General features: G+C 66.5%; 20 protein-coding genes. 15 read left to right on the top strand and 5 right to left on the bottom strand.

Translation table 11 applies throughout. The features are described from left to right. Positions 1-186: 186 nt before the first annotated feature. Together VOM14_RS15535 and upp are read right to left on the bottom strand one after the other, a co-directional pair. Positions 187-915, bottom strand: coding sequence for a YebC/PmpR family DNA-binding transcriptional regulator (locus tag VOM14_RS15535; protein ID WP_327629937.1), 729 nt, complete (start codon positions 913-915; stop codon positions 187-189). Between the two features lie 425 nt (positions 916-1,340). Further along, complete coding sequence (gene upp / locus VOM14_RS15530; RefSeq protein ID WP_327629604.1) at positions 1,341-1,991, bottom strand: uracil phosphoribosyltransferase; 651 nt, start codon at positions 1,989-1,991, stop codon at positions 1,341-1,343. Positions 1,992-2,247: 256 nt separating this feature from the next. On the opposite strand from upp, the gene VOM14_RS15525 reads away from it, so the two are divergent. From VOM14_RS15525 to VOM14_RS15455, 15 genes are all read left to right on the top strand, one after another. After that, positions 2,248-3,027 carry an SDR family oxidoreductase gene (locus VOM14_RS15525; protein ID WP_327629603.1) on the top strand — a complete coding sequence of 260 codons (780 nt, stop codon included), beginning with the start codon at positions 2,248-2,250 and terminating at the stop codon, positions 3,025-3,027. A 109-nt stretch (positions 3,028-3,136) separates the two neighbouring features. After that, the gene (locus VOM14_RS15520; RefSeq protein WP_327629602.1) at positions 3,137-3,526 is read left to right on the top strand and encodes a methylglyoxal synthase; all 390 of its coding nucleotides are present in this window, start codon (positions 3,137-3,139) and stop codon (positions 3,524-3,526) included. Positions 3,527-3,589: 63 nt separating this feature from the next. Next, the gene (locus VOM14_RS15515; protein WP_327629601.1) at positions 3,590-4,564 is read left to right on the top strand and encodes a quinone oxidoreductase family protein; all 975 of its coding nucleotides are present in this window, start codon (positions 3,590-3,592) and stop codon (positions 4,562-4,564) included. 168 nt (positions 4,565-4,732) lie between these two features. Next, positions 4,733-4,846 (top strand): potassium ABC transporter ATPase, encoded by a 114-nt coding sequence (locus VOM14_RS15510; protein ID WP_327629600.1) that lies wholly within the window; start codon positions 4,733-4,735, stop codon positions 4,844-4,846. Continuing rightward, entirely contained in the window at positions 4,843-4,935 is a 93-nt protein-coding gene (kdpF, locus tag VOM14_RS15505; RefSeq protein ID WP_025602389.1) for a K(+)-transporting ATPase subunit F, read from the top strand. Before VOM14_RS15510 ends, kdpF begins: the two co-directional genes overlap by 4 nt. Next, on the top strand, positions 4,932-6,737 hold the full coding sequence (gene kdpA / locus VOM14_RS15500) for a potassium-transporting ATPase subunit KdpA (RefSeq protein ID WP_327629599.1): 1,806 nt from the start codon (positions 4,932-4,934) through the stop codon (positions 6,735-6,737). The genes kdpF and kdpA overlap by 4 nt, the downstream gene beginning before the upstream one ends. A gap of 33 nt (positions 6,738-6,770) precedes the next feature. Continuing rightward, complete coding sequence (kdpB, locus tag VOM14_RS15495) at positions 6,771-8,882, top strand: potassium-transporting ATPase subunit KdpB (RefSeq protein ID WP_327629598.1); 2,112 nt, start codon at positions 6,771-6,773, stop codon at positions 8,880-8,882. A gap of 30 nt (positions 8,883-8,912) precedes the next feature. Beyond that, positions 8,913-9,491 (top strand): potassium-transporting ATPase subunit KdpC, encoded by a 579-nt coding sequence (gene kdpC, locus VOM14_RS15490; RefSeq protein WP_327629597.1) that lies wholly within the window; start codon positions 8,913-8,915, stop codon positions 9,489-9,491. Between the two features lie 93 nt (positions 9,492-9,584). Beyond that, positions 9,585-12,440, top strand: a complete 2,856-nt coding sequence (locus VOM14_RS15485) for a sensor histidine kinase KdpD (RefSeq protein ID WP_327629596.1) — start codon at positions 9,585-9,587, stop codon at positions 12,438-12,440. Continuing rightward, entirely contained in the window at positions 12,433-13,131 is a 699-nt protein-coding gene (gene kdpE, locus VOM14_RS15480) for a two-component system response regulator KdpE (RefSeq protein WP_327629595.1), read from the top strand. The genes VOM14_RS15485 and kdpE overlap by 8 nt, the downstream gene beginning before the upstream one ends. Positions 13,132-13,255: 124 nt before the next feature. Then, positions 13,256-13,576 (top strand): quaternary ammonium compound efflux SMR transporter SugE, encoded by a 321-nt coding sequence (gene sugE / locus VOM14_RS15475; RefSeq protein WP_327629594.1) that lies wholly within the window; start codon positions 13,256-13,258, stop codon positions 13,574-13,576. A 243-nt stretch (positions 13,577-13,819) separates the two neighbouring features. Next, the gene (locus VOM14_RS15470; protein WP_327629593.1) at positions 13,820-14,431 is read left to right on the top strand and encodes a DUF4126 domain-containing protein; all 612 of its coding nucleotides are present in this window, start codon (positions 13,820-13,822) and stop codon (positions 14,429-14,431) included. Further along, positions 14,428-17,010, top strand: coding sequence for an ABC transporter permease (locus VOM14_RS15465; protein ID WP_327629592.1), 2,583 nt, complete (start codon positions 14,428-14,430; stop codon positions 17,008-17,010). Before VOM14_RS15470 ends, VOM14_RS15465 begins: the two co-directional genes overlap by 4 nt. A 24-nt stretch (positions 17,011-17,034) precedes the next feature. After that, positions 17,035-17,448 carry a group II truncated hemoglobin gene (locus VOM14_RS15460; RefSeq protein ID WP_327629591.1) on the top strand — a complete coding sequence of 138 codons (414 nt, stop codon included), beginning with the start codon at positions 17,035-17,037 and terminating at the stop codon, positions 17,446-17,448. Next, positions 17,441-18,103, top strand: a complete 663-nt coding sequence (locus VOM14_RS15455) for a DUF924 family protein (RefSeq protein WP_327629590.1) — start codon at positions 17,441-17,443, stop codon at positions 18,101-18,103. Before VOM14_RS15460 ends, VOM14_RS15455 begins: the two co-directional genes overlap by 8 nt. A gap of 50 nt (positions 18,104-18,153) precedes the next feature. On the opposite strand, the gene VOM14_RS15450 is transcribed toward VOM14_RS15455, so the two are convergent. The 3 genes from VOM14_RS15450 to VOM14_RS15440 form a co-directional block, all read right to left on the bottom strand. After that, entirely contained in the window at positions 18,154-20,139 is a 1,986-nt protein-coding gene (locus tag VOM14_RS15450) for an ArnT family glycosyltransferase (protein ID WP_327629589.1), read from the bottom strand. Positions 20,140-20,363: 224 nt separating this feature from the next. Further along, positions 20,364-21,110 carry an SDR family oxidoreductase gene (locus VOM14_RS15445; protein WP_327629588.1) on the bottom strand — a complete coding sequence of 249 codons (747 nt, stop codon included), beginning with the start codon at positions 21,108-21,110 and terminating at the stop codon, positions 20,364-20,366. A 131-nt stretch (positions 21,111-21,241) separates the two neighbouring features. After that, a complete protein-coding gene (locus tag VOM14_RS15440; RefSeq protein WP_327629587.1) occupies positions 21,242-21,826 on the bottom strand; it encodes a TIGR00730 family Rossman fold protein in 585 nt (194 codons plus the stop codon). Positions 21,827-21,834: the final 8 nt, after the last annotated feature.

Below are 21,834 nucleotides of genomic sequence, written 5' to 3'. Positions count from 1 at the left end.
CACGCGATTGGGCGGCGAGCCGTGCAATAACGGTGGGTTTCGCCGTGCTCGCCGCCCGGTGGGCGGGCGCGGCGCACGGCGAACCCGGTTGAAAGCGGCGGGCAACGACGCCAACGCGTCATGCCGGCTACGCCCGTTCAGCAGCAACGTGAAGCGGCCGGCAGCGTGATGCGCCGGCTTGCGGCTTCATTCGTCGGCGATCGCGGCGTTTGTATAGACTTCCTGCACGTCGTCCAGATTCTCCAGCGCGTCGAGCAGCTTCTGCATTTTCACGGCGTCTTCGCCCGTGAATTCGACTTCCGTCTGAGGTTTCATCGTGACCTCGGCCAGTTCGGCCTTGAAGCCCGCGGCTTCCAGCGCGGCCTTCACCTTCGGGAAATCGTTCGGCGGGCACAGCACTTCAGTGCTGCCGTCTTCGTTCGTGACGACGTCGTCGGCGCCGGCTTCGAGCGCGGCTTCCATCAGCTTGTCTTCCGGCGTGCCGGGCGCGAACAGGAACTGGCCGACGTGATCGAACATGAACGACACCGAGCCGTCCGTGCCCATGTTGCCGCCGTTCTTCGAGAACGCGTGACGCACTTCCGCGACGGTGCGCGTGCGGTTGTCGGTCATGGTGTCGACGATCACCGCCGCACCGCCGATGCCGTAGCCTTCGTAGCGGATTTCTTCGTAGTTTGCGCCGTCGACGCCGCCCACGCCGCGCTGGATCGCGCGGTTGACGTTATCTTTCGGCATGTTGGCGTCGTACGCCTTTTCGACGGCGAGCCGCAGACGCGGGTTCGAGTCGATGTCGCCGCCGCCCATGCGCGCCGCGACCTGGATTTCCTTGATGAGCCGCGTCCAGACCTTGCCGCGCTTGGCGTCGGCCGCTGCTTTCTTATGCTTGATGTTGGCCCATTTCGAATGACCCGCCATACCTTTCTCCGTCGCGCGCGCCAGCGGGGCGCACGCATAGTGCAATTGTCGTTGCGTTTCCCGGGCGCTCATGAAGGCGCGCCTCGACGTCAAATCCGTGCTCAGTTGTGCCGCCTGGCCGTGCCTTGCCGGGACTGGCCGGAGGCCGCGCCGGACTCCGGCCAGCGCGGCGGTGCGTTCGACCCCAAGGCGGCGCGGCTCGCGCGCCGCATTCCACACCGGCTTGCCCGGCTGGCGCGCATGACGCGCCGGAACCCGCGCTGCGCCCGGCGTTGTGCGCTGAGCCGCTCTTTGAGCGGATTCGAATTTTATCACGCCGCCGGGTGACGGCAGCGCCCGGCGTGTCCTGAAACTGCACGAAAAGTGTGCCTTCGCGGCATCGATTCGAGGTTATCGGAACCCGGCGCCGATTTTTTCGACAGACGTCAGTTCTTGGTGCCGAACAAGCGGTCGCCGGCGTCGCCGAGGCCCGGCACGATATACGCATGCTCGTTCAGATGCGAATCGAGCGACGCCACGTACAGCTTGACGTCCGGATGCGCGTCCTGGAACACCTGCACGCCTTCCGGCGCGGCAACCAGCGCGAGAAACAGGATGTTCTCGGCGGCCACGTTGCGGCGCTTGAGCACGTCGACGGCGTGCACGGCGGAATAGCCGGTCGCGACCATCGGGTCGCACAGAATGAACACGCGGTCTTCCAGATCGGGCAGGCGCACCAGGTATTCGACCGGCCGGTGGTCGTCGGCGCGATACACGCCGATGTGGCCGACGCGCGCCGACGGCACGAGTTCCAGCAATCCGTCGGACATGCCGATGCCCGCGCGCAGCACGGGCACGATCGCGAGCTTCTTGCCGGCGATCACCGGCGCGTCGATCTCGACAAGCGGCGTGGTCAGACGCCGCGTGGTCATCGGCAGATTGCGGGTGATTTCGTAGCCCATCAGCAGCGTGATCTCGCGCAGCAATTCGCGGAACGTGCGCGTGGACGTGTCCCGGTCGCGCATGTGCGAGAGCTTGTGCTGGATCAGCGGGTGATCGAGGATGAAAAGATTGGGAAAACGGCTGTCCTGGGTCATGGCGGGGGCACAAGCGGCGGCTAGGGTCGGTTCGGGGCCGATTCGAAAGATCGGTTCGGCGCTTTGCACGGCGGGCGAAAACAAACTGCGACGGCCGGCGAACGCGCCACCGCGCAAGTTTACCGAAAGAGTGCCACTCGAAGATACCGGAGATTGCAGCGGCTTCCCGCAGTCGGGCACCGATTCTTCTAGAATCGGGGGTCTGGCTCGCCGGTCGCCAGCCCGCCAACAGGACGTCAACGAGGAGAATCGACACATGGACATGGGAATTGCAGGACGCACCGCGCTTGTCTGCGCGGCGAGCAAGGGTCTCGGGCGCGGTTGCGCCGAAGCGCTCGCGGCCGAGGGCGTGAACCTGACGATCGTCGCGCGCACCGCCGAAACGCTGGAGGCGACCGCCGCGGAAATCCGCAAGCAGAGCGGCGTGCAAGTGAAGACGGTCGCGTGCGACATCACCACGCCGGAAGGCCGGGCCGCGGCGCTCGCCGCCTGCCCGCAACCTGACATTCTCGTCAACAACGCGGGCGGTCCGCCGCCGGGCGACTTCCGCGACTTCACGCACGACGACTGGATTCGCGCGCTGGAAAGCAACATGCTCACGCCGATCGAGCTGATCCGCGCGACCATCGACTCGATGAGCGCGCGCGGCTACGGGCGCATCGTCAACATCACGAGTTCGGCGGTGAAGGCGCCGATCGACGTGCTCGGCCTGTCGAACGGCGCGCGCTCGGGCCTCACCGGTTTCGTCGCGGGCCTCGCGCGCAAGGTGGCGCCCACCGGCGTCACGATCAACAATCTGCTGCCGGGCCTGTTCGACACGGACCGGATCGCGGTCACGTTCGAGGCGCAGGCAAAGTCGCAAAACATTTCCATCGAGGAAGCCCGCGAGCGGCGCACAAGGACGATTCCGGCCGGGCGCTTCGGCAACCGCGACGAATTCGGCCGCGCGTGCGCGTTCCTGTGCAGCGTGCATGCGGGCTATATCACCGGGCAGAACTGGCTGATCGACGGCGGCGCCTATCCGGGCACATTCTGAACGAACGCATTCTGAACGGGCGCGGTCCGCAGCAGGGTGCCGTCTCACGCAGCACGCCGGGCAACATCACAACAACGAACAATCACAACGGTTTCAGGAGTCTTACGTCATGACCACCCGCATTGCGCTGATCGCGCACGACCACAAGAAGGACGACATCGTCAAACTGGCCGGCGAATATGTCGATACGCTCCGGCGCTGCGACATCATCGCGACCGGCACGACCGGCGGACGCATTGCCGAGGCGCACGGCCTCACGGTCGAGCGGATGCTGTCGGGGCCGCATGGCGGCGACCTTCAGATCGGCGCGCAACTCGCGGAAGGGCGGGTGGACATGGTGATCTTCCTGCGCGATCCGATGACGCCGCAGCCGCACGAGCCGGACATCAACGCGCTCGTGCGTGCGTGCGACGTGCACAACATTCCGTGCGCGACCAACATTTCCACGGCGCGCATGGTTCTCGACGTGCTCACGTTGCGCCTCGCGCAGCAGGCGTGACGCGGCGTGCGAAGCATGCATCGGTCGCGCAATCAGCCAGCTTTTCCCATCAAGGAGACATGAATGGTCAAGGCAATCCGATTCGATAAAACCGGCGGCCCCGAAGTCATGAAATGGGTCGACGTGGACGTCGGCGAGCCGGGCGCGGATGAAATCCGCATCCGGCAGACGGCGGTCGGTCTCAACTATATCGACGTGTACTTCCGCACCGGTCTGTACCCGCTGCCACTGCCCGGCGGTCTCGGCATGGAGGCGGCCGGCGAAGTGACCGCGCTCGGCGCGGGCGTGAGCGGTTTGAAGACGGGCGACCGCGTCGCCTATGTCGGGCGGCCGCCCGGCGCGTATGCTGAGGAGCGCGTGCTGCCGGCGGCGCAGGTCATCAGGCTGCCGGACGCGGTGAGCGACGAGCAGGCCGCTTCGGTGATGCTGCAAGGTCTCACCGCGCAGTATCTGCTGCGCCGCACGTATCCGGTGAAGGCCGGCGACACGATCCTGATTCAGGCCGCGGCGGGCGGCGTCGGCCTGCTCGTGTGCCAGTGGGCGAAGGCGCTCGGGGCGACGGTGATCGGCACGGTCGGCTCGGACGAAAAAGCGGAGATCGCGAAGGCGCACGGCTGCGATCACGCGATCGTCTATACGCGCGAGAACTTCACGAAGCGCGTGCGCGAGATCACCAACGGCGCGGGCGTGCCGGTGGTGTACGACTCCATCGGTAAAGACACGTTTACGGGCTCGCTCGATTGCCTCGCGCCGCTCGGCATGTTCGTGAGCTTCGGCAATGCGTCGGGACCGCTGCCGCCGATCGACTCGTCGGAATTCGCCGGCCGCGGCTCGCTCTTCTTCACGCGTCCGACGTTGTTCACCTATATAGGCAAGCGCAGCGACTACGAGGCCATGTCCGCCGAGCTGTTCGACGTGCTGGTCACGGGCAAGGTCAAGACGAGCATCAATCAGCGCTACGCGCTCGCCGACGTCGCTCAGGCGCACGCCGATCTCGAAGCGCGCAAGACCACGGGTTCGACGATCCTGCTGCCGTAGTTCCAGCCAGCGCATCGGCGCTCATCCCGAAGGGCCGTTCCATCTCGCGATGGAGCGGCCCTTTTCCGTTTACGCGATTTTTATACGCCGCACGCGAGCTTTGATCGGGCCTTTATGTGCTTCGACCTATCGTTGCATCTATCCGAAATCCGTCAATGGGGAATAAAAATGGATGTGCTGTACGTCGGGGCCATCGCGCTTTTTGCCGCGCTGAGCTTTGCACTGGTTGCCGGCTGCGAGAAGTTGATGGCGTTGCGGCGCGGTCAGGGAGCGCGCTCATGAACTGGATCTTGTGGATGTCCGGCGCCGCGACCGCGCTGCTGTTCGCCTACCTCGTCTATGCGCTGTTGCGCGCGGAGGACATCGAATGAATTCGAACAATGTCTTGCAGGCCGTGCTTTTCATTGTCGTGCTGCTGGCCGCCGCCGTGCCGGTGTCGCGCTATCTCGGCGCCGTGATGGACGGCAGCTCGCGCGTGTTGCGCATCGGCGCACCGGTCGAGCGGCTGCTGTATCGCATCGCCGGCGTCGATCCCTCGGCGGAAATGGGCTGGAAGCATTACGCGATCGCCACGCTTTCGTTCAACGTGCTGGGCGCCGTGTTTCTGTATGCGCTGTTGCGCGTGCAGGGCTGGCTGCCCGGCAATCCGCAGCATCTGGGCGCGATGACGGTCGACGGCGCGTTCAACACCGCCGTCAGCTTCGTGACCAACACGAACTGGCAGGACTACACGCCGGAACAAACGGTCGGCTATCTCACGCAGATGCTCGGCTTCACCGTGCAGAACTTCTTGTCGGCGGCCACCGGCATCGTGGTGGTGATCGCGCTGATTCGCGGCTTCGCGCGCCATACCGCGCTGACTATCGGCAACTTCTGGGTCGATCTGACGCGCGTCACGCTCTACGTGTTGCTGCCGATGTCGATCGTCGTCGCGACGCTGTTGATGAGCCAGGGCGTGATCCAGAACTTCAAGGCCTACGAAGATGTGCCGACCTTGCAGGCCACGAGCTACGCCGCGCCGAAGCTCGACGCGCAAGGCAATCCGTTGAAGGACGCGAAGGGCAACGCGCTCACCGTCGATACGCCGGTGACAACGCAGACCATCGCGATGGGTCCGGTTGCCTCGCAGGAAGCCATCAAGATGCTCGGCACCAACGGCGGCGGCTTCTTCAACGGCAATTCGGCGCATCCGTATGAAAATCCGACGCCGTTCGCCAACTTCCTCGCGATCTTCTCGATTCTGATCATTCCGGCGTCGCTCGCGCTCGTGTTCGGCCGCATGATCGCGGACCGCCGCCAGGGCGTGGCCGTGCTCGCGGCGATGACGATTGCGTTCGGCGTCTGCGTGTTCGGCGAGATCGGCGCGGAGCAGGGCGGCAATCCGGCCATCGCGGCGTTGCACGTCGATCAGTCGGCGAACGCGCTGCAATCGGGCGGCAATGCGGAAGGCAAGGAAACGCGCTTCGGCATCGCGCAGTCCGGCATCTTCACGGTCGCGACGACGGCGGCTTCGTGCGGCGCGGTCGCGAACACGCACGATTCGCTGACGCCGATCGGCGGGCTCTATCCGCTTCTCCTGATGCAGCTCGGCGAAGTGATTTTCGGCGGCGTCGGTTCGGGTCTCTACGGCATGCTGGTGTTCGCGCTGCTCGCCGTGTTCGTGGCCGGTCTGATGATCGGCCGCACGCCGGAATATGTCGGCAAGAAGATCGAGGCGTACGAGATGAAGATGGTGTCGATCGTCGTGTTGCTCACGCCGCTGCTCGTGCTGGTCGGCACGTCGATCGCGGTGCTCAGCGACGCGGGCAAGGCGGGCATCGCGAATCCCGGCGCGCACGGCTTCTCCGAAATTCTCTACGCGTTCAGCTCGGCCGCGAACAACAACGGCAGCGCGTTCGCGGGCCTCACCGTGGGGACGCCGTTCTACAACTGGCTGACCGCGATCGCGATGTGGTTCGGCCGCTTCGGCACGATCATTCCGGTGCTGGCCATCGCGGGCTCGCTTGCCGCGAAAAAGCGCATCGGCGCGACGGGCGGAACCTTGCCGACGCACGGACCGCTGTTCGTCGTGCTGTTGCTCGGCACGGTGCTGCTGGTCGGCGCGCTCACCTACGTGCCCGCGCTCGCGCTCGGCCCCGGCGTCGAACATCTGATGATGATGGGCGCGCATTGACGCGGCCCATGCAAAGCGAAATTCGAGGATTCAATGACTGAACATCATGCAACGAGGTCCATGTTCGATCCGGCGCTCTTGCGCCCGGCGATTCTGGACTCCTTCAAGAAGCTCACGCCGCGCACGCAGTTCCGCAATCCGGTGATGTTCTGCGTGTACGTCGGCAGCATTCTGACGACCGTGCTGTGGATCGCCGCCCTCGGCGGCCAGGCCGAGGCACCCGCCGGTTTCATTCTCGCGGTCACGTTGTGGCTGTGGTTCACGGTGCTGTTCGCGAACTTCGCCGAAGCGCTCGCCGAAGGCCGCTCGAAAGCGCAGGCGGCGTCGCTGCGCAGCGCGAAAAAGGACGTGATGGCGAAGAAGCTCAACGAGCCGCATCCGAAGTCGCCGATCCGCATTCTCACCGCATCGGATCTGCGCAAGGGCGACGTGGTGCTGGTCGAAACCGGCGACGTGATTCCAGCCGACGGCGAAGTGCTCGACGGCGTCGCGTCCGTCGACGAATCTGCGATTACCGGCGAATCCGCGCCAGTAATCCGCGAGTCGGGCGGCGACTTTTCGTCGGTGACGGGCGGCACGCGCGTGCTGTCCGACTGGATCGTCGTGCGCGTCACGGCGAATCCTGGCGAGGCGTTTCTCGACCGCATGATCGCGATGGTCGAAGGCGCGAAGCGTCAGAAGACGCCGAACGAAATCGCGCTGACCATTCTGCTCGTCGCGTTGACGATCGTGATGCTGCTCGCCACCGCGACGCTGTTGCCGTTTTCCATGTTCTCCGTGGACGCCGCGAAAGCCGGACATGTCGTCACGATTACCGCTCTGGTCGCGCTGCTCGTGTGCCTGATTCCGACCACCATCGGCGGATTGTTGTCGGCCATCGGCGTGGCGGGCATGAGCCGCATGATGCAGGCGAACGTGATCGCCACGTCGGGCCGCGCGGTGGAAGCGGCGGGCGACGTCGACGTGCTGCTGCTCGACAAGACCGGCACGATCACGCTCGGCAACCGGCAGGCGTCGCAGTTCATGCCTGCGCCCGGCTTTTCCGAGGAAGCGCTCGCGGACGCGGCGCAGCTTTCGTCGCTCGCCGACGAAACGCCCGAAGGCCGCAGCATCGTCGTGCTCGCGAAGCAGCGCTTCAATATCCGCCAACGCGACATGGCCTCGCTGCACGCGGTGTTCCTCGCGTTCAGCGCGCAAACGCGCATGAGCGGCGTCGATCTGTCGCCCACGGGGACGTCTTCCGGCGCGCCGGACCGCGAAATCCGCAAGGGCGCAGCCGACGCCGTGAAGCATTACGTCGAGGCGAACGGCGGCCGCTTTCCGGGCGAGGTGAACAACGCGGTGACCGAGGTCGCGCGGCGCGGCAGCACGCCGCTCGTGGTCGCGGAGAAAGGCGAACAGGGCGCGCGCGTGCTCGGCGTGATCGAGTTGAAGGACGTGGTGAAGGGCGGCATCAAGGAGCGCTTTGCCGAGTTGCGCAAGATGGGTATCAAGACGGTGATGGTGACGGGCGACAACCGCCTGACCGCGGCGGCCATCGCGGCGGAAGCGGGCGTCGACGACTTTCTCGCCGAAGCCACGCCCGAGGCCAAGCTCGCGACCATCCGCGCGCATCAGGCCGAAGGCCGGCTCGTCGCGATGACCGGCGATGGCACCAACGACGCGCCCGCGCTCGCGCAGGCCGACGTCGCGGTGGCGATGAACACCGGCACGCAGGCCGCGAAAGAGGCGGGCAATATGGTGGACCTCGACTCGAATCCGACCAAGCTGATCGAGATCGTGGAAATCGGCAAACAGATGCTGATGACGCGCGGCTCGCTCACCACCTTCTCGATTGCCAACGACGTCGCCAAATACTTCGCGATCATTCCGGCGGCGTTCGCGACCACTTATCCGGCGCTCAACGCATTGAACGTGATGCATCTCGCCACGCCTGCGTCCGCGATCATGTCGGCGGTGATTTTCAACGCGCTGATCATCGTGCTGCTGATTCCGCTCGCGCTCAAAGGCGTGCGCTATCGCGCGCTCGGCGCGGCGATCCTGCTGCGGCGCAATCTGCTGGTGTATGGACTGGGTGGAATCGTGGTGCCGTTCTTCGGCATCAAGCTGATCGATATGGTGCTGGCCGCGCTCGGCTGGGTGTGAGTCGCGGCAGCCTACGAGGAAATAATCATCATGAAAAAACTGTTGCGTCCGTTGATCGTGCTTTTCGCGGTGCTTACCGTCGTCACGGGCCTCGCCTATCCCGCGCTGATGACGGCGGTGGGGCAGACCGTGTTTCGCCACCAGGCGAATGGCAGTCTGATCGAGCATGACGGCAAAGTGGCCGGCTCGAAGCTGATCGGCCAGCAGTTCGATGCGCCGCGCTACTTCTGGGGACGTCTTTCGGCCACGAGCCCGATGCCGTACAACGCGCAGGGCTCCGGCGGCTCGAACCTCGGGCCGACCAATCCGGCGCTCGTCGATGAAGTGAAAGGCCGCATCGACGCGTTGAAAGCCGCCGGCACCGATATGTCGGAGCCGGTGCCGGTCGATCTCGTCACGTCGTCGGGCAGCGGCCTCGACCCGGAAATCAGCCCGGCCGCCGCCGCTTATCAGATCCAGCGCGTGGCCAGGGCGCGCGGGCTCGCGCCGAGCGACGTCCAGTTGCTGGTGGACCGCTACACGAGCGGGCGTCAGTTCGGCGTGCTCGGCGAGCCGCGCGTGAACGTGCTGCAACTGAACCTCGCGCTCGACGAGATGAAGCGCGGTTGACCCCATGGCCTCGTCCTCGACCATTTGCGGCCGAACGGCCACCGTGCCACCATGCACACACCGCCGCTCGCCCGACGATGAAAATCTCCTGGCATGAACCGCCCCGACCCCGACGAACTGCTCGACAAGCTGCAGCGTGACGAAGAACGACGTCAGCGCGGCAAGCTGAAGATTTTTTTCGGCGCGTCGGCGGGCGTCGGCAAGACGTATGCGATGTTGCAGGCGGCGCGCCGCCGTCACGACGAAGGTGCGGACGTGGTGGTCGGCGTCGTGGAAACGCATGGGCGCGGCGAAACCGCGGCGCTGCTCGAAGGCCTCGACGCGGTGCCGCTCGCGCAGATCGACTATCGCGGCCGCAAGCTCGGCGAGTTCGACCTCGACGCGGCGCTTGCCCGCAAGCCGCAACTGATTCTCGTCGACGAACTCGCGCATTCGAACGTGCAGGGCGCGCGGCATCTGAAGCGCTGGCAGGACGTGTATGAACTGCTCGACGCCGGCATCGACGTGTACACGACAGTCAACGTTCAGCACCTCGAAAGTCTGAATGACGTGGTTGGGCAGATCACCGGCATTCGCGTATGGGAGACGGTGCCCGACCGCGTGTTCGATCGCGCCGACGAAGTCACGCTGGTCGATCTGCCCGCCGAGGAACTGCTCGACCGGATGCGCGACGGCAAAGTGTATTTGCCGCAGCAGGCCGAGCGCGCGGTGCGCAACTTCTTTCGCAAGGGCAATCTGATCGCGCTGCGCGAACTCGCGTTGCGGCGCACCGCGGATCGCGTCGACGCGCAGATGCGCGAGTATCGTGCGGACCGTTCCATCGAGCGCATCTGGCAGGCGCGCGAGCGCTTGCTGGTGTGCGTCGGGCCGGGCCCGGAAGCGCCGATGCTGGTGCGCGCGGCGGCGCGTCTTGCCGCGGGCCTGAAGGCCGACTGGCTCGCCGTCTACGTCGAGACGCCCGCGTTGCAGCGTTTGCCCGACGCGCGCCGCGAACGCACGCTCAACGCGTTGAAGCTCGCCGCCGAACTGGGCGCCGAAACAGCGACGCTCGCTGCCGCCGACGCGGCGCTCGCGCTGATCGGCTATGCGCAGGCGCGCAATGTGTCGAAGCTGGTGGCGGGCGTGTCGGCGCGCACGGGCATCGCGCGCCGGCTGCGCCGGCCGCTGGGCGAGCGCATCGCGGAGCGCGCGGGTCATATCGATCTCACGTTGATCCGTGCGTCGTCCGAACACGACAGCGCCGCGCAGCGCCGTCTGCTCAGCACGACGGCCAACTCGTGGCGCGACGCGCTCAGCGCCGCGCGCGAACGGCGCTCGCCGCCGCGCGCGTACGCGTTTGCGCTGGCGATCTGCGCGGGCATCACGGCGTTGTCGAGCCAACTGATTGACCGCATCGATCTGACGAACCTCGTCATGCTGTATCTGCTCGGCGTGGTCTTCGCCGCGGTCAAGTTGGGGCGCGGGCCGGGTGTGCTGCTGTCGTTCCTGAGCGTGGCCGCGTTCGACTTTTTCTTCGTGCCGCCGCGCTTGTCGCTGTCGGTGTCGGATACGCAATATCTGCTGACCTTTCTCGGCATGTTGCTGACCTCGCTCGTGATCAGCCATCTCACGTCGAGCTTGCGGCGCGAGGCGCGCGTGGCGCGGCGCCGCGAGCAGCGCACCGGCGCGATGTACGCGATGGCGCGCGAACTGGCGGCGGCGCTGACCACGGAGCAGATCGTCGGCATCGGCAGCCGGCATGTGAGCGAGGTGTTCGGCGCGCGCGTCGCGATTCTGCTGCCGGACAGCGCCGATCAGGTCAGGCAGAAGATCGAGGACCCCGACGCGGCCGTCACACTCGAAGGCGAGTTGCTCGATCTCGACGTCGGTCAATGGGTCTATGACCAGCAGAAGCCCGCCGGACACGGCACCGACACGCTGCCGGCCGCCGCCGCGCTGTATCTGCCGCTCAAGGCGCCGATGCGCACGCGCGGCGTGCTGGCCGTCGTGCTGCGCGGCGAACGCGGCGAGCGCGAGCTGAACGTGCCCGAGCAGCAACGCATGCTCGACGCGTTCGCCGCCCAGATCGCGCTTGCGCTGGAGCGCGTGCATTACGTCGATATTGCACGCGACGCGCTCGTCAGTATGGAATCCGAACGTTTGCGCAACTCGCTTTTATCCGCGATTTCGCACGATTTGCGGACGCCGCTGACGACCATCGTCGGATTTTCGTCGATGCTCGCGCAATCGCGTGGGCGCGAAGGCGCGGGCGACGCCGTGCACGAGGGCGACAGGCAGCGCGATGACGAACTGGTCGACGCTATCCACGAAGAAGCGCTGCGCATGACCGGCATCGTCACGAATCTGCTGGACATGGCGCGCCTGCAGGCCGGCAGTCTGCAACTGAACCGGCAATGGACGCTGCTCGAAGAAACCGTCGGCGCCGCGCTGCGCGCATGCCGGCGCGTGCTGACGGGGCATCCGGTGCAGGTCAATCTCGCCGCGGACCTGCCTCTGCTGCATCTGGATGCGGTGCTGATGGAGCGGCTTTTCTCGAACCTCTTCGAGAACGCGGCGAAATATACTGTGCCCGCCACGCCGCTTGCGATCGGCGCGCAGCGTGTCGAAGCGGACGGCAGGCCGTTCGTGCGCGTCACCGTCGACGATAACGGGCCGGGGCTGCCGGCCGGCATGGAAGCGCGCGTGTTCGAGAAGTTCACGCGCGGCGAGAAGGAGTCGGCGAAGCCCGGCATCGGTCTCGGCCTCGCCATTTGCCGCGCGATCGTGCAAGCGCATGGCGGCGGTGTGGGCGCGCTGAATCGCGTGTCGGCGGACGGACGCGTCGAAGGCGCGCGTTTCTGGTTCACACTGCCGGTGGAAACGCCGCCCGAGGTGCCCGAAGGCCTCGAAGGTTTTGAAGCCGAGGCCGCGCCCACTTTAATCCCGCTTTCCAAACCTACCCATGAGTGAACTGAGCATCACCGTCGTGCTGATCGAAGATGAAAAGCAGATCCGCCGGTTCGTGCGGGCGGCGCTGGAAGGCGAGGGCATCGCCGTGCACGACGCCGAGACCGGCAAGCAGGGTCTCGTGGAGGCGGCGACGCGCAAGCCCGATCTCGTGATCGTCGATCTCGGTCTGCCCGACACCGACGGACTCGACGTGATCCGCGAATTGCGCGGCTGGAGCGAGTTGCCGGTGATCGTGCTGTCGGCGCGCACGCAGGAGAGCGAGAAGGTTGCCGCGCTCGATGCCGGCGCCGACGACTATCTGACCAAGCCGTTCGGCGTGTCGGAACTGCTCGCGCGGATTCGCGCGCATCTGCGGCGGCGCAATCAGGGCGGCGCGAACGAAACGCCGCTGGTGCGCTTCGGCACGGTGAGCGTCGATCTGGCGTTGCGGCAGGTGACGCGCGACGGCGCGGCGGTTCATCTGACGCCGATCGAATACCGGCTGCTCGCCACGCTGGTGCGCCATGCCGGCCGCGTGCTGACGCACCGGCAATTGCTGCGCGACGTATGGGGGCCGTCGCATGTGGAGAGCTATCACTACTTGCGCATCTATATGGCGCATTTGCGCGGCAAGCTCGAGCGCGATCCGGCGCAGCCCGAGCATATCGTCACGGAGACGGGCGTCGGTTACCGGCTCGTCGGCCTCGCGTGAAGAGGGCGGCGGGCGCGCCGCGCGGCATGAAGCCGGGTGGATTGTTATAATTACAGCTTCGTAAGGACGACCTTGCGTTCATTTCACACACGGGGACGGCCCCATCTGATCATGGAGCTGTCTCATGTCCTGGGTTCTTCTGTTTATCGCCGGTCTGCTTGAAGTCGCGTGGGCGGCCGGTCTCAAGAGTTCCGAAGGGTTCACCCGCCTGTGGCCCTCTGTCTTTACCCTCGTCACCGCCATCGGCAGCTTTGTGCTGCTGGCCATGGCCATGCGCCAGTTGCCGCTCGGCACCGCCTACGCGGTCTGGACGGGCATCGGCGCGGTCGGCGCGTTCATCTTCGGCATCGTGATGATGGGCGAGGCGGTGAGCGCCGCGCGGCTCGCCAGCGCGGCGCTGATCGTGGTCGGTCTGATCGGGTTGAAGCTGTCGTCGGGACATTGAACGACGCGTGGCCGCGCGCCGGCTCGCGCCGCGCGCGGCCCACTTTTTGCGCGTTGTCATTTTGAGAGCCACTCTGCGTTCTGCGAATTAACGTGGCTATAATGGGATAGAAACGTACCTGAAATTGCCCGCGGCCTGCTCGGCGCGGCCGGCTTGGCGCGGGTCTGACGACTTCGGTGTGGCGACTCGTGCTGATTGCCTCGTCGAAGCGCCCGGCACGCCCAGCGCGCCTGGGAGGCGGCCATGCTTGAATCACTTTCGCTTGCTGCGGGGCTCTCGTGGGGCAGCGGCCTGCGCCTCTACCTGACAGTTCTGCTCGCCGGCGTGTTCGGGCGCCTCGGTCTCATCCATCTTCCCGATACGTTGTCCGCGCTGTCGTCGCCGTGGGTGATCGGTGTGGCGGGCGTGCTGACCGTCACTGAATTCCTCGCCGACAAGATCCCCGCGTTCGATTCGCTGTGGGACGCGATTCACACTTTCATTCGCATTCCGGCCGGCGCGGTTCTGGCGGCCGGCGCGCTCGGCCATGCCGACCCGGCGCTGCTGACGGTCGCGGCGCTCGCGGGCGGCACGCTCGCGGGCACCGCGCATCTCACGAAGGCGGGCACGCGCGCGCTGATCAATCTGTCGCCGGAACCGGTATCGAATGTCGTCACGTCCACGGCCGAAGACGGTCTCGTGTTCGGCGGCATCCTGCTCGCGCTCTTCGTGCCCTTGCTGTTTCTGGTGCTGATCGTCGGCTTTCTGGTGCTCGCCGGCTGGGTGTTGCCGCGTTTGTGGCGCGGCGTGCAGGGCGGCTTTCGCGGCATGGCGATGCATATGGTGTCGCGCTTCGCGAGGAGCCGGCACGATTGAACGATTCGGCCAGACGTACCACGGCGCGCGTCGCCGTCCCTGAGGCGCGGCGCTTTGGCTTCGGCGATCTGTTGCATCAGGCGTGGCGCATGACGGCGCGCGACTGGCGCGCCGGCGAACTGACCATGTTGCTGCTCGCGCTGGTGCTGGCCGTCGCGGCGCTGTCCAGTGTCGGCTTTCTCGCTGACCGTTTGCATCAGGGACTCGAGCGCGACGCGCGGCGCATGATCGCGTCGGACTTCATCGTGCGCGCCGATCATCCGGTCGATCCGCAATTCGCACAGCAGGCCAAGGCGCTCGGGCTCAACACGGCGACCACGGCGATCTTTCCCAGCATGATCAATTCGACGGGCGCGCAGCCGGTGTCGCGCCTCGCCGCGATCAAGGCGGTGTCGCCGGGTTATCCGCTGCGCGGCGCGGTGCGGATCGCGCCGGCGCCCGGCGCGGCGGATCGTCCCGCGCAATCCATTCCGGCGCCGGGCACGGTGTGGGTCGACGAGCAGTTGCTCGACGCGCTCAAGCTGCGCGTCGGCGACACGGTGAAGGTCGGCAACCGCAGTTTCGCGATCGGCGCGATGATCACGCGCGAGCTGGACCGCGGCTTCTCGTTCGTCAACTTTTCGCCGCGTCTGATGCTGCGCGCCGACGAAGTCCAGTCCACCGGCCTCGTCACGTTCGGCAGCCGCGTGACGTACCGGCTGCTGGTGGCGGGCGCGGATGCGTCGGTGGCGCGCTTCGCGCAATTCGCGCATGACAGGGTAGACGGCGGCAAGATGCGCGGCGTCGCGCTCGAATCGCTGGAAGACGGCCAGCCGCAAGTGCGCCAGACGCTCGACCGCGCGAGTCACTTCCTTACGCTCGTCTCGCTGCTGACCGCGCTGCTCGCGGCCGTGGCGATCGCCATGGCCGCGCACCGGTATATGCGCCGCCATCTGGACGGCTGCGCGGCCATGCGATGTCTCGGTGTGAGTCAGGCCACGCTGCGCGCGCTGTTCACACTCGAATTCGTGGGCGTCGGCGTGATGGGCGGCGCGCTCGGCCTCGCGCTCGGCTATCTCGGCCATCTCGCGTTGCTGACGTGGCTCGGCAGTCTGATCGACGTCGCATTGCCGTATCCCACGGCCTGGCCCGCGCTCGAAGGCCTCGCTGCCGGTCTCATTCTGCTGCTCGGTTTCGCGCTGCCGCCGCTGTTGCCGCTCACGCGCGTGCCGCCGGTGCGCGTGCTGCGCCGCGAGTGGGGCGAAGCAGGACGCACGGCGTGGGCTGCCTACGCGCTTGGCATCGTGCTGTTCGCGGGGCTGCTGATCGTCGCGGCGGGCGAGTTGAAACTCGGCGGCATTGTCGCGGGCGGATTTGCGGGCGGTCTGCTCGTGTTCGCGTGCATCGCGCGGCTCGCGCTGTGGGGCGCGGCGCGCTTCGTGCGCAGCGAGCGCGTGAATGCGGGAATCGGTTGGCGTTATGCGCTCGCGTCGCTGGAGCGGCGCAGCAGCGCGAGCGCGTTGCAGATCACGGCGCTCGGCATCGGCCTCATGTGCCTTCTGCTGATCGCGATGACGCGCAACGACCTCGTGGCCGGCTGGCGCAAATCGACGCCGCCCGACGCGCCGAACGAGTTCATCATCGACATCCAGCCGGATCAGCGCGACGCCGTCACGCATTATCTCGACACGCACGGCGTGCCCGGCGCGGCGCTTTCGCCGATGGTGCGCGGCCGGCTCACGGCGATCAACGGCAAGGCCGTCAATCCCGATTCGTTCAAGGGCGACGACGCGAAGCGGCTCGTCGACCGCGAATTCAATCTGTCGTACACGACCGACTTGCCCGACGACAACCGCATTTCCGCCGGCTCGTGGTACGGCGACGCGAAGACGCCGCAGATTTCGATTGAAGAAGGCCTCGCGAAGCTGATCAACGTGAAACCCGGCGACGTGCTGCGCTTCGACGTGACCGGCTTGCAGATCGACGCGCCGGTCACGAGCGTGCGCAAGCTCGACTGGGGTTCGTTCAAGGTCAACTTCTTCGTGCTGATGCCGCCCGTCGCGTTGCGGGATTTCCCGGCTACGTTCATCACGAGCTTTCATCTGGCGCCGGAAAAACGCGCGAGCATCGACGGACTGATCGCCGCCTATCCGAACCTCACGGCGATCGACACGGGTCCGATTCTCGCGCAGGTGCAGCGCGTGTTGCAGCAGGTGATCGGCGCGGTGCAGTTCCTGTTCGCGTTCACGCTCGCGGCGGGCGTGCTGGTGCTGTACGCGGCGCTCGCCGGCACGCGCGACGAGCGTATGCGAGAATCCGCGCTGCTGCGGGCGCTCGGCGCGTCGCACCGGCAGGTGCGCGCGGTGCAGATCGCCGAGTTCGTCGCGGTCGGCGCGCTTGCCGGATTGATGGCAGCGGCCGGCGCGCAGATCATCGGCTGGGTGCTCGCGACTCGCGTGTTCCAGTTCTATCTGGACTTCGATCCGTGGTTGCTGCCGGCTGGCGTCGCGGCGGGCGTCGCCTGTGCCGCGCTCGGCGGCTGGCTGAGCTTGCGGCATGTGTTGTCGCGTCCCGCGTTGCAGTCGTTGCGGGATGCCTGACTATTTTTCTGTTGGTGAGTGGGTATGAGCGAGCTTGATGACGAAGTGTCCGCGGCGCAGCCGACGGCCTTCGAACTGGTCGGCGGTGAAGCGCGCGTGCGCGAACTGGTCGATCGTTTTTACGACCTGATGGATCTTGAAGCGGACTTCGCGGGCATTCGCGCGTTGCATCCGCAGTCGCTCGACGGTTCGCGCGACAAGCTGTTCTGGTTTCTGTGCGGATGGCTGGGCGGCCCGGATCATTACATCAGCCGGTTCGGACATCCACGCTTGCGAGCGCGCCATCTGCCGTTCGCGATCGCGTCGGGCGAACGCGATCAGTGGCTGCGCTGCATGGCCTGGGCGATGGAAGACATCGGGCTTGCCGAGCCGCTCCGCGAGCGTCTGCTCGGCTCGTTCTTCGAAACCGCCGACTGGATGCGCAACCGCAATGGTTGACGAAGCCGCCGCCGCCGCGGATCGCGCCGGCTACGCCGTGCTCGACCCGCAAGCGCGCGCGGTGCTCGACTGCTGGTTCGGCGCGCCGGATTCGCCGGACTTCGGCGAGCCGCGCAAACGCTGGTTTTCCGCCGACAACTCGTTCGACGCCATGCTGCGCGAACGTTTCGGAAACCTGATCGATGCGGCCGTCGACTCGCGGCTCGACAGTTGGACCGCGACGCCGCTCGGCGCGCTCGCGCTCGTCATCGTGCTGGATCAGTTTTCGCGCAACTGTCACCGGGACACGGCGCGCGCGTTCGCGGCCGACCGGAAGGCGCTGCAAATCGCGCAGCGGATGATCGCGAGCGGCGCGGATCGACGGTTGCCGCACGCGCATCATCGGGCGTTCGCGTATTTGCCGTTCGAACACGACGAAACGCTCGCGAGCCAGCAGGCGTCGCTGCGGCTTTTCAAGGCGCTCGCTGCGGAGCCGGGCGGCGAGTCGTATTACTCGTTCGCGGTGAGGCACGCGGAAATCATCGAGCGTTTTGGGCGCTTTCCGCATCGCAATGCGCTGCTCGCGCGCGAATCGACGGCGGAAGAAACTGCCTTTTTGCGGGAACCCGGCTCGTCGTTCCAGTCGCGCGCGAAGAAGCGGGCCGCGCGGCCCTGATGCACCGCGCCTGGCTTGCCGGCCGCTTATTCGTCCGCGTGTCGGTCGGTTTATTTGCCGGGCGTTGCCGTGCGCACGAAAACGCGCAACAACTCGTCGTTATCGCCGGGGCGCGCGCCCGTCCAGAAAAGACGCCAGCCGCCCGCGGGCATGCGTGCGTTGTCGCGACGGCTCTCGGCGATCAGCCACGTGCACTCGGTCGTGCGCGGGTCGGCTGTCGGCCGATGCTCGATGCCTGCGTAGTAGTCGAGCATCGGCGCCTCGGATTCGCCCAGCCCGACGCTTGCCATGCAATCGCCGTCGTTCCATTGCACATTCAGCGCCGTGGCCAGATTCTCGAATACCGAGCGGTAGCTTTTCGCGTAATCGAGCCACGGCAACAGCAGCGTGCTCACGAGGCCCCACGCGACGATTGCGCCCGCGCACCAGCTCAGCGCGCCGCGCCATTTGCCCGTGTGCTTGAAGATGGGCAGCAGCCACAACCAGCCGAAGGTCATCAGCAAGGCGGCGGCAATCAGGCCGGGCTTGACCGGCAACACCCAGTCGAGCGGCAGCCAGCGGCCGAGCCGATGCAGCGACGCGTGCGTATTCGCCGGACTGCACATGATCGCCCAGATGATCCACGCGAGCGCCGCCGTGCTGCCGAACAGCACGCGGCTCAGGATGTCCCAGGCGGCGTGCAGACGCTGCGGCAGCCGCTCGACGCCTTGCATCGCCAGCAAGGCGAGCGGCGCGAGGAAAGGCAGAATGTACAGTTCGCGGATCGTCGCCGAGTTTTGCAGCACGGCGAAACCGATGCACGCGAACAGCGCCGGCAACGCGACGCGCGGATCGCGCCAGCGCCGCCACGCGCCGCCCGCGAGCGCGGCGAGCGCGAGCGGCACGACCGGAAAGCCGACGGTCAGCACGGTGCGCAGCACGAACAGGCGGCTCTCGCTTTCGGAGCCGAGTTCGGCGACCGAAAAGCCGAAAAAGCGGCCGACGTTGTTATCCCACAGCCAGACCTTGAAGAGCGTTTCCGAGCGCAGATAGAAGCAGATCGGCCAGATCAGCGCGAACGGCGCGAAGGCGAGCCCCGCGACGCCGAGCGCGCCCATGAAGCTGCGGCTGCGGCACGCGGGATACAGCACGAGCGCCGCGCAGGTGGTCGCGCCGAACACGAGCGGCACGAACAGGCCCTTGGCGAGCAGCGAGACGCCGACGCCCGCGCCGAACATCGCCGCGCCGCTCAGAATCGCGTGACGGCGCTGACGGACTTCGGCGGAAGACAGCGGGCTTTGCCGGCTTCTGTTCCGCGCCTCGTCGCGCATGTGCGCGAGCACGAGTTCGAACAGTCCGCAGAAGCCGACGGCGGCGCCGGCCATCAGCGCGACGTCGGTCATCATGTCGTGCACATGCTTGACGACCACGAGCGTGCCGCCGAAGAGCGCCAGCGAGCCGATCACACGCACGTCGAACCAGCTCGGCGCGTCCACTGCGCGGCGCGCGACGCGGGCCGTGTAGTAGACGGTCAAGCCGGCGAACAGCGCGCTCGCGAGGCGCGCGGCGTCGTGCAACGGCATGAAGCGGCCGAACATCCATGCAAAGCCGGCGGCCACCCAGTCGTAGATAGGCGGCTTTTCGACGAACGGCTGGCCGGCGTTGGTCGGCACGACCAGATCGCCGGTGTCGAGCATGTGCTGGACGATGCCGAACGTGTAGGTCTCGTCCTGCTTCCACGGATCGTGGCCCAACGTGCCCGGCAATAGCCACGCGCACAGGATGGCGAGCGCGACGAGCCACATCAGCGGACGCACGGCGCTCAGCGCGCGCAGGCGCTCGCGGCCGCGGCTGTTTCGATTGCCGGTAATCGTTTGCGGGGCGGATGTATCGGCGGCCCGCGTGTCGGGTGCGACGGCCCCGAGGGCTTCGGGCTCGTTTGCGGCAGCGCCGGACGCCGCCTGCCGCGCGCTGTCGAAGAGACCGGCCGGCGTCGGCGTCGGCGCCGCGACCGCGGCATTCCCCGTGCGCCAAGGCTCGGTTGACTTTTCTTGCATGAGAATCGGATGTTCTGGCTTGCGTCGCGCGCGACGGCGCGCAATCGTCAGCGATTGTAATCTTTCAACATTACGGTCGATTACAGAAATAGCGGCCAATAGCGGCGGCAATTGCCCATTTCATCGCGAATGCCGGTGCAAACGCATGGAATTCGAAGGGCAAGGGCAAGGGCAACGGAAACGCAGCGCGAGATCACGCGCCGCATGAGAAAGCGCGCTGTGCGCTAGCGGCCGCCGGAGACGTCGAGCAGCGCCCCCGTCACGTAAGAGGCGGCGTCGCTCAGCAGCCAGACGATGGTTTCGGCCACCTCGTCGGCGCGGCCTGGACGGCCGAGCGGTGTCGACGCGCCCAGTTGCGCGGCGCGGTCGGGCTTGCCGCCGCTCGCGTGGATGTCCGTGTCGATGAGACCCGGACGCACCGCGTTCACACGCACGCCACGCGGGCCGAGTTCCTTCGCGAGACCGAGCGTCAGCGTATCCACCGCGCCTTTGGAGCCCGCGTAATCCACGTATTCGTTCGGCGACCCAAGGCGCGCCGCCGCCGACGAAACATTGACGATCGCACCGCCCGCGCCGCCGCGATCCGTCGACATGCGCCGCGCGGCTTCGCGCGCGCACAGATACGCGCCGAGCACGTTCACGTCGAAGATGCGCGTGAGGCGCGCGAGATCCATGTCCGCGAGTGGCATCGACGGCGCGACGATACCCGCGTTGTTGACGAGCGCATCGAGCCGGCCGAACCGCTGCTCGACGGCGTCGAACATGGCGATCACGTCGGCTTCGCTGGCGACGTCGCCGGGAATGGCCAGCGCGCGCCCGCCGGCGCGCTCGACTTCCGCGACGGTCTCATTGGCGGCCGCGAGATCGTGCGCATAGTTCACGCCGACCGAAGCACGGCGCGCGCCCAGCAAACGCGCCGTCGCGCGGCCGATGCCGCGGCTGCCGCCGGTGATCAGAACGGTTCGGCTCATTGCAACCTCACTGTGTAAGGGAGTTGGCGCGCAATCTGGCGGCGGGCGCGCGCATCGAATGCGTACCCGACATGCACCCGACATGCATCAATCAGGCGCCAATCGGGCATCAATCAGGCATCAAACATGTATCAAACGGCGTCGCGATTCACGGCCCATTTGTCCGCGAGGGGCGGCTGATACCGCTGCAGCTTGCCGATCAGCGCCGCCGGATCGGCGTCGATTTGCAGGATGTTCAGATACGTTGGCCGCATGAAGCCTTCTTCCACCGTGTGATCCAGCAGCTTGAACAGAGGATCGTAGAAGCCGTCGATATTGAGCAGGGCGACCGGCTTCTGGTGATAGCCGAGCTGCGCCCACGTGTAGACCTCGAAGAACTCTTCAAGCGTGCCCGCGCCGCCCGGCATCGCGACGAACGCATCGGACAGGTCGGCCATCATCTTCTTGCGATGATGCATGTCGGGCACCACATGCAACTCGGTCAGGCCGTTATGGCCGACTTCCTTGTTGACGAGCAATTCGGGAATCACGCCGATCGCGCGGCCGCCTTCGGCCATGACCGTGTCGGCGATCACGCCCATCAGGCCCACTTTGCCGCCGCCGTACACGAGCGCGAGATCGGCTTGCACGAGCGCGCGGCCGAACGCGCGCGCGGCCTCGGCATATAACGGTTTGGCTCCATTGGAGGAGCCGCAGTACACACACACCGACTTCATGGAAAAAC

It is taken from the genome of Paraburkholderia sp. MPAMCS5 (assembly GCF_036016995.1).
Lineage (GTDB): Bacteria > Pseudomonadota > Gammaproteobacteria > Burkholderiales > Burkholderiaceae > Paraburkholderia.
Note: the sequence above shows the minus strand (reverse complement) of the source record. Positions and strands in the feature narration are given on the sequence as shown.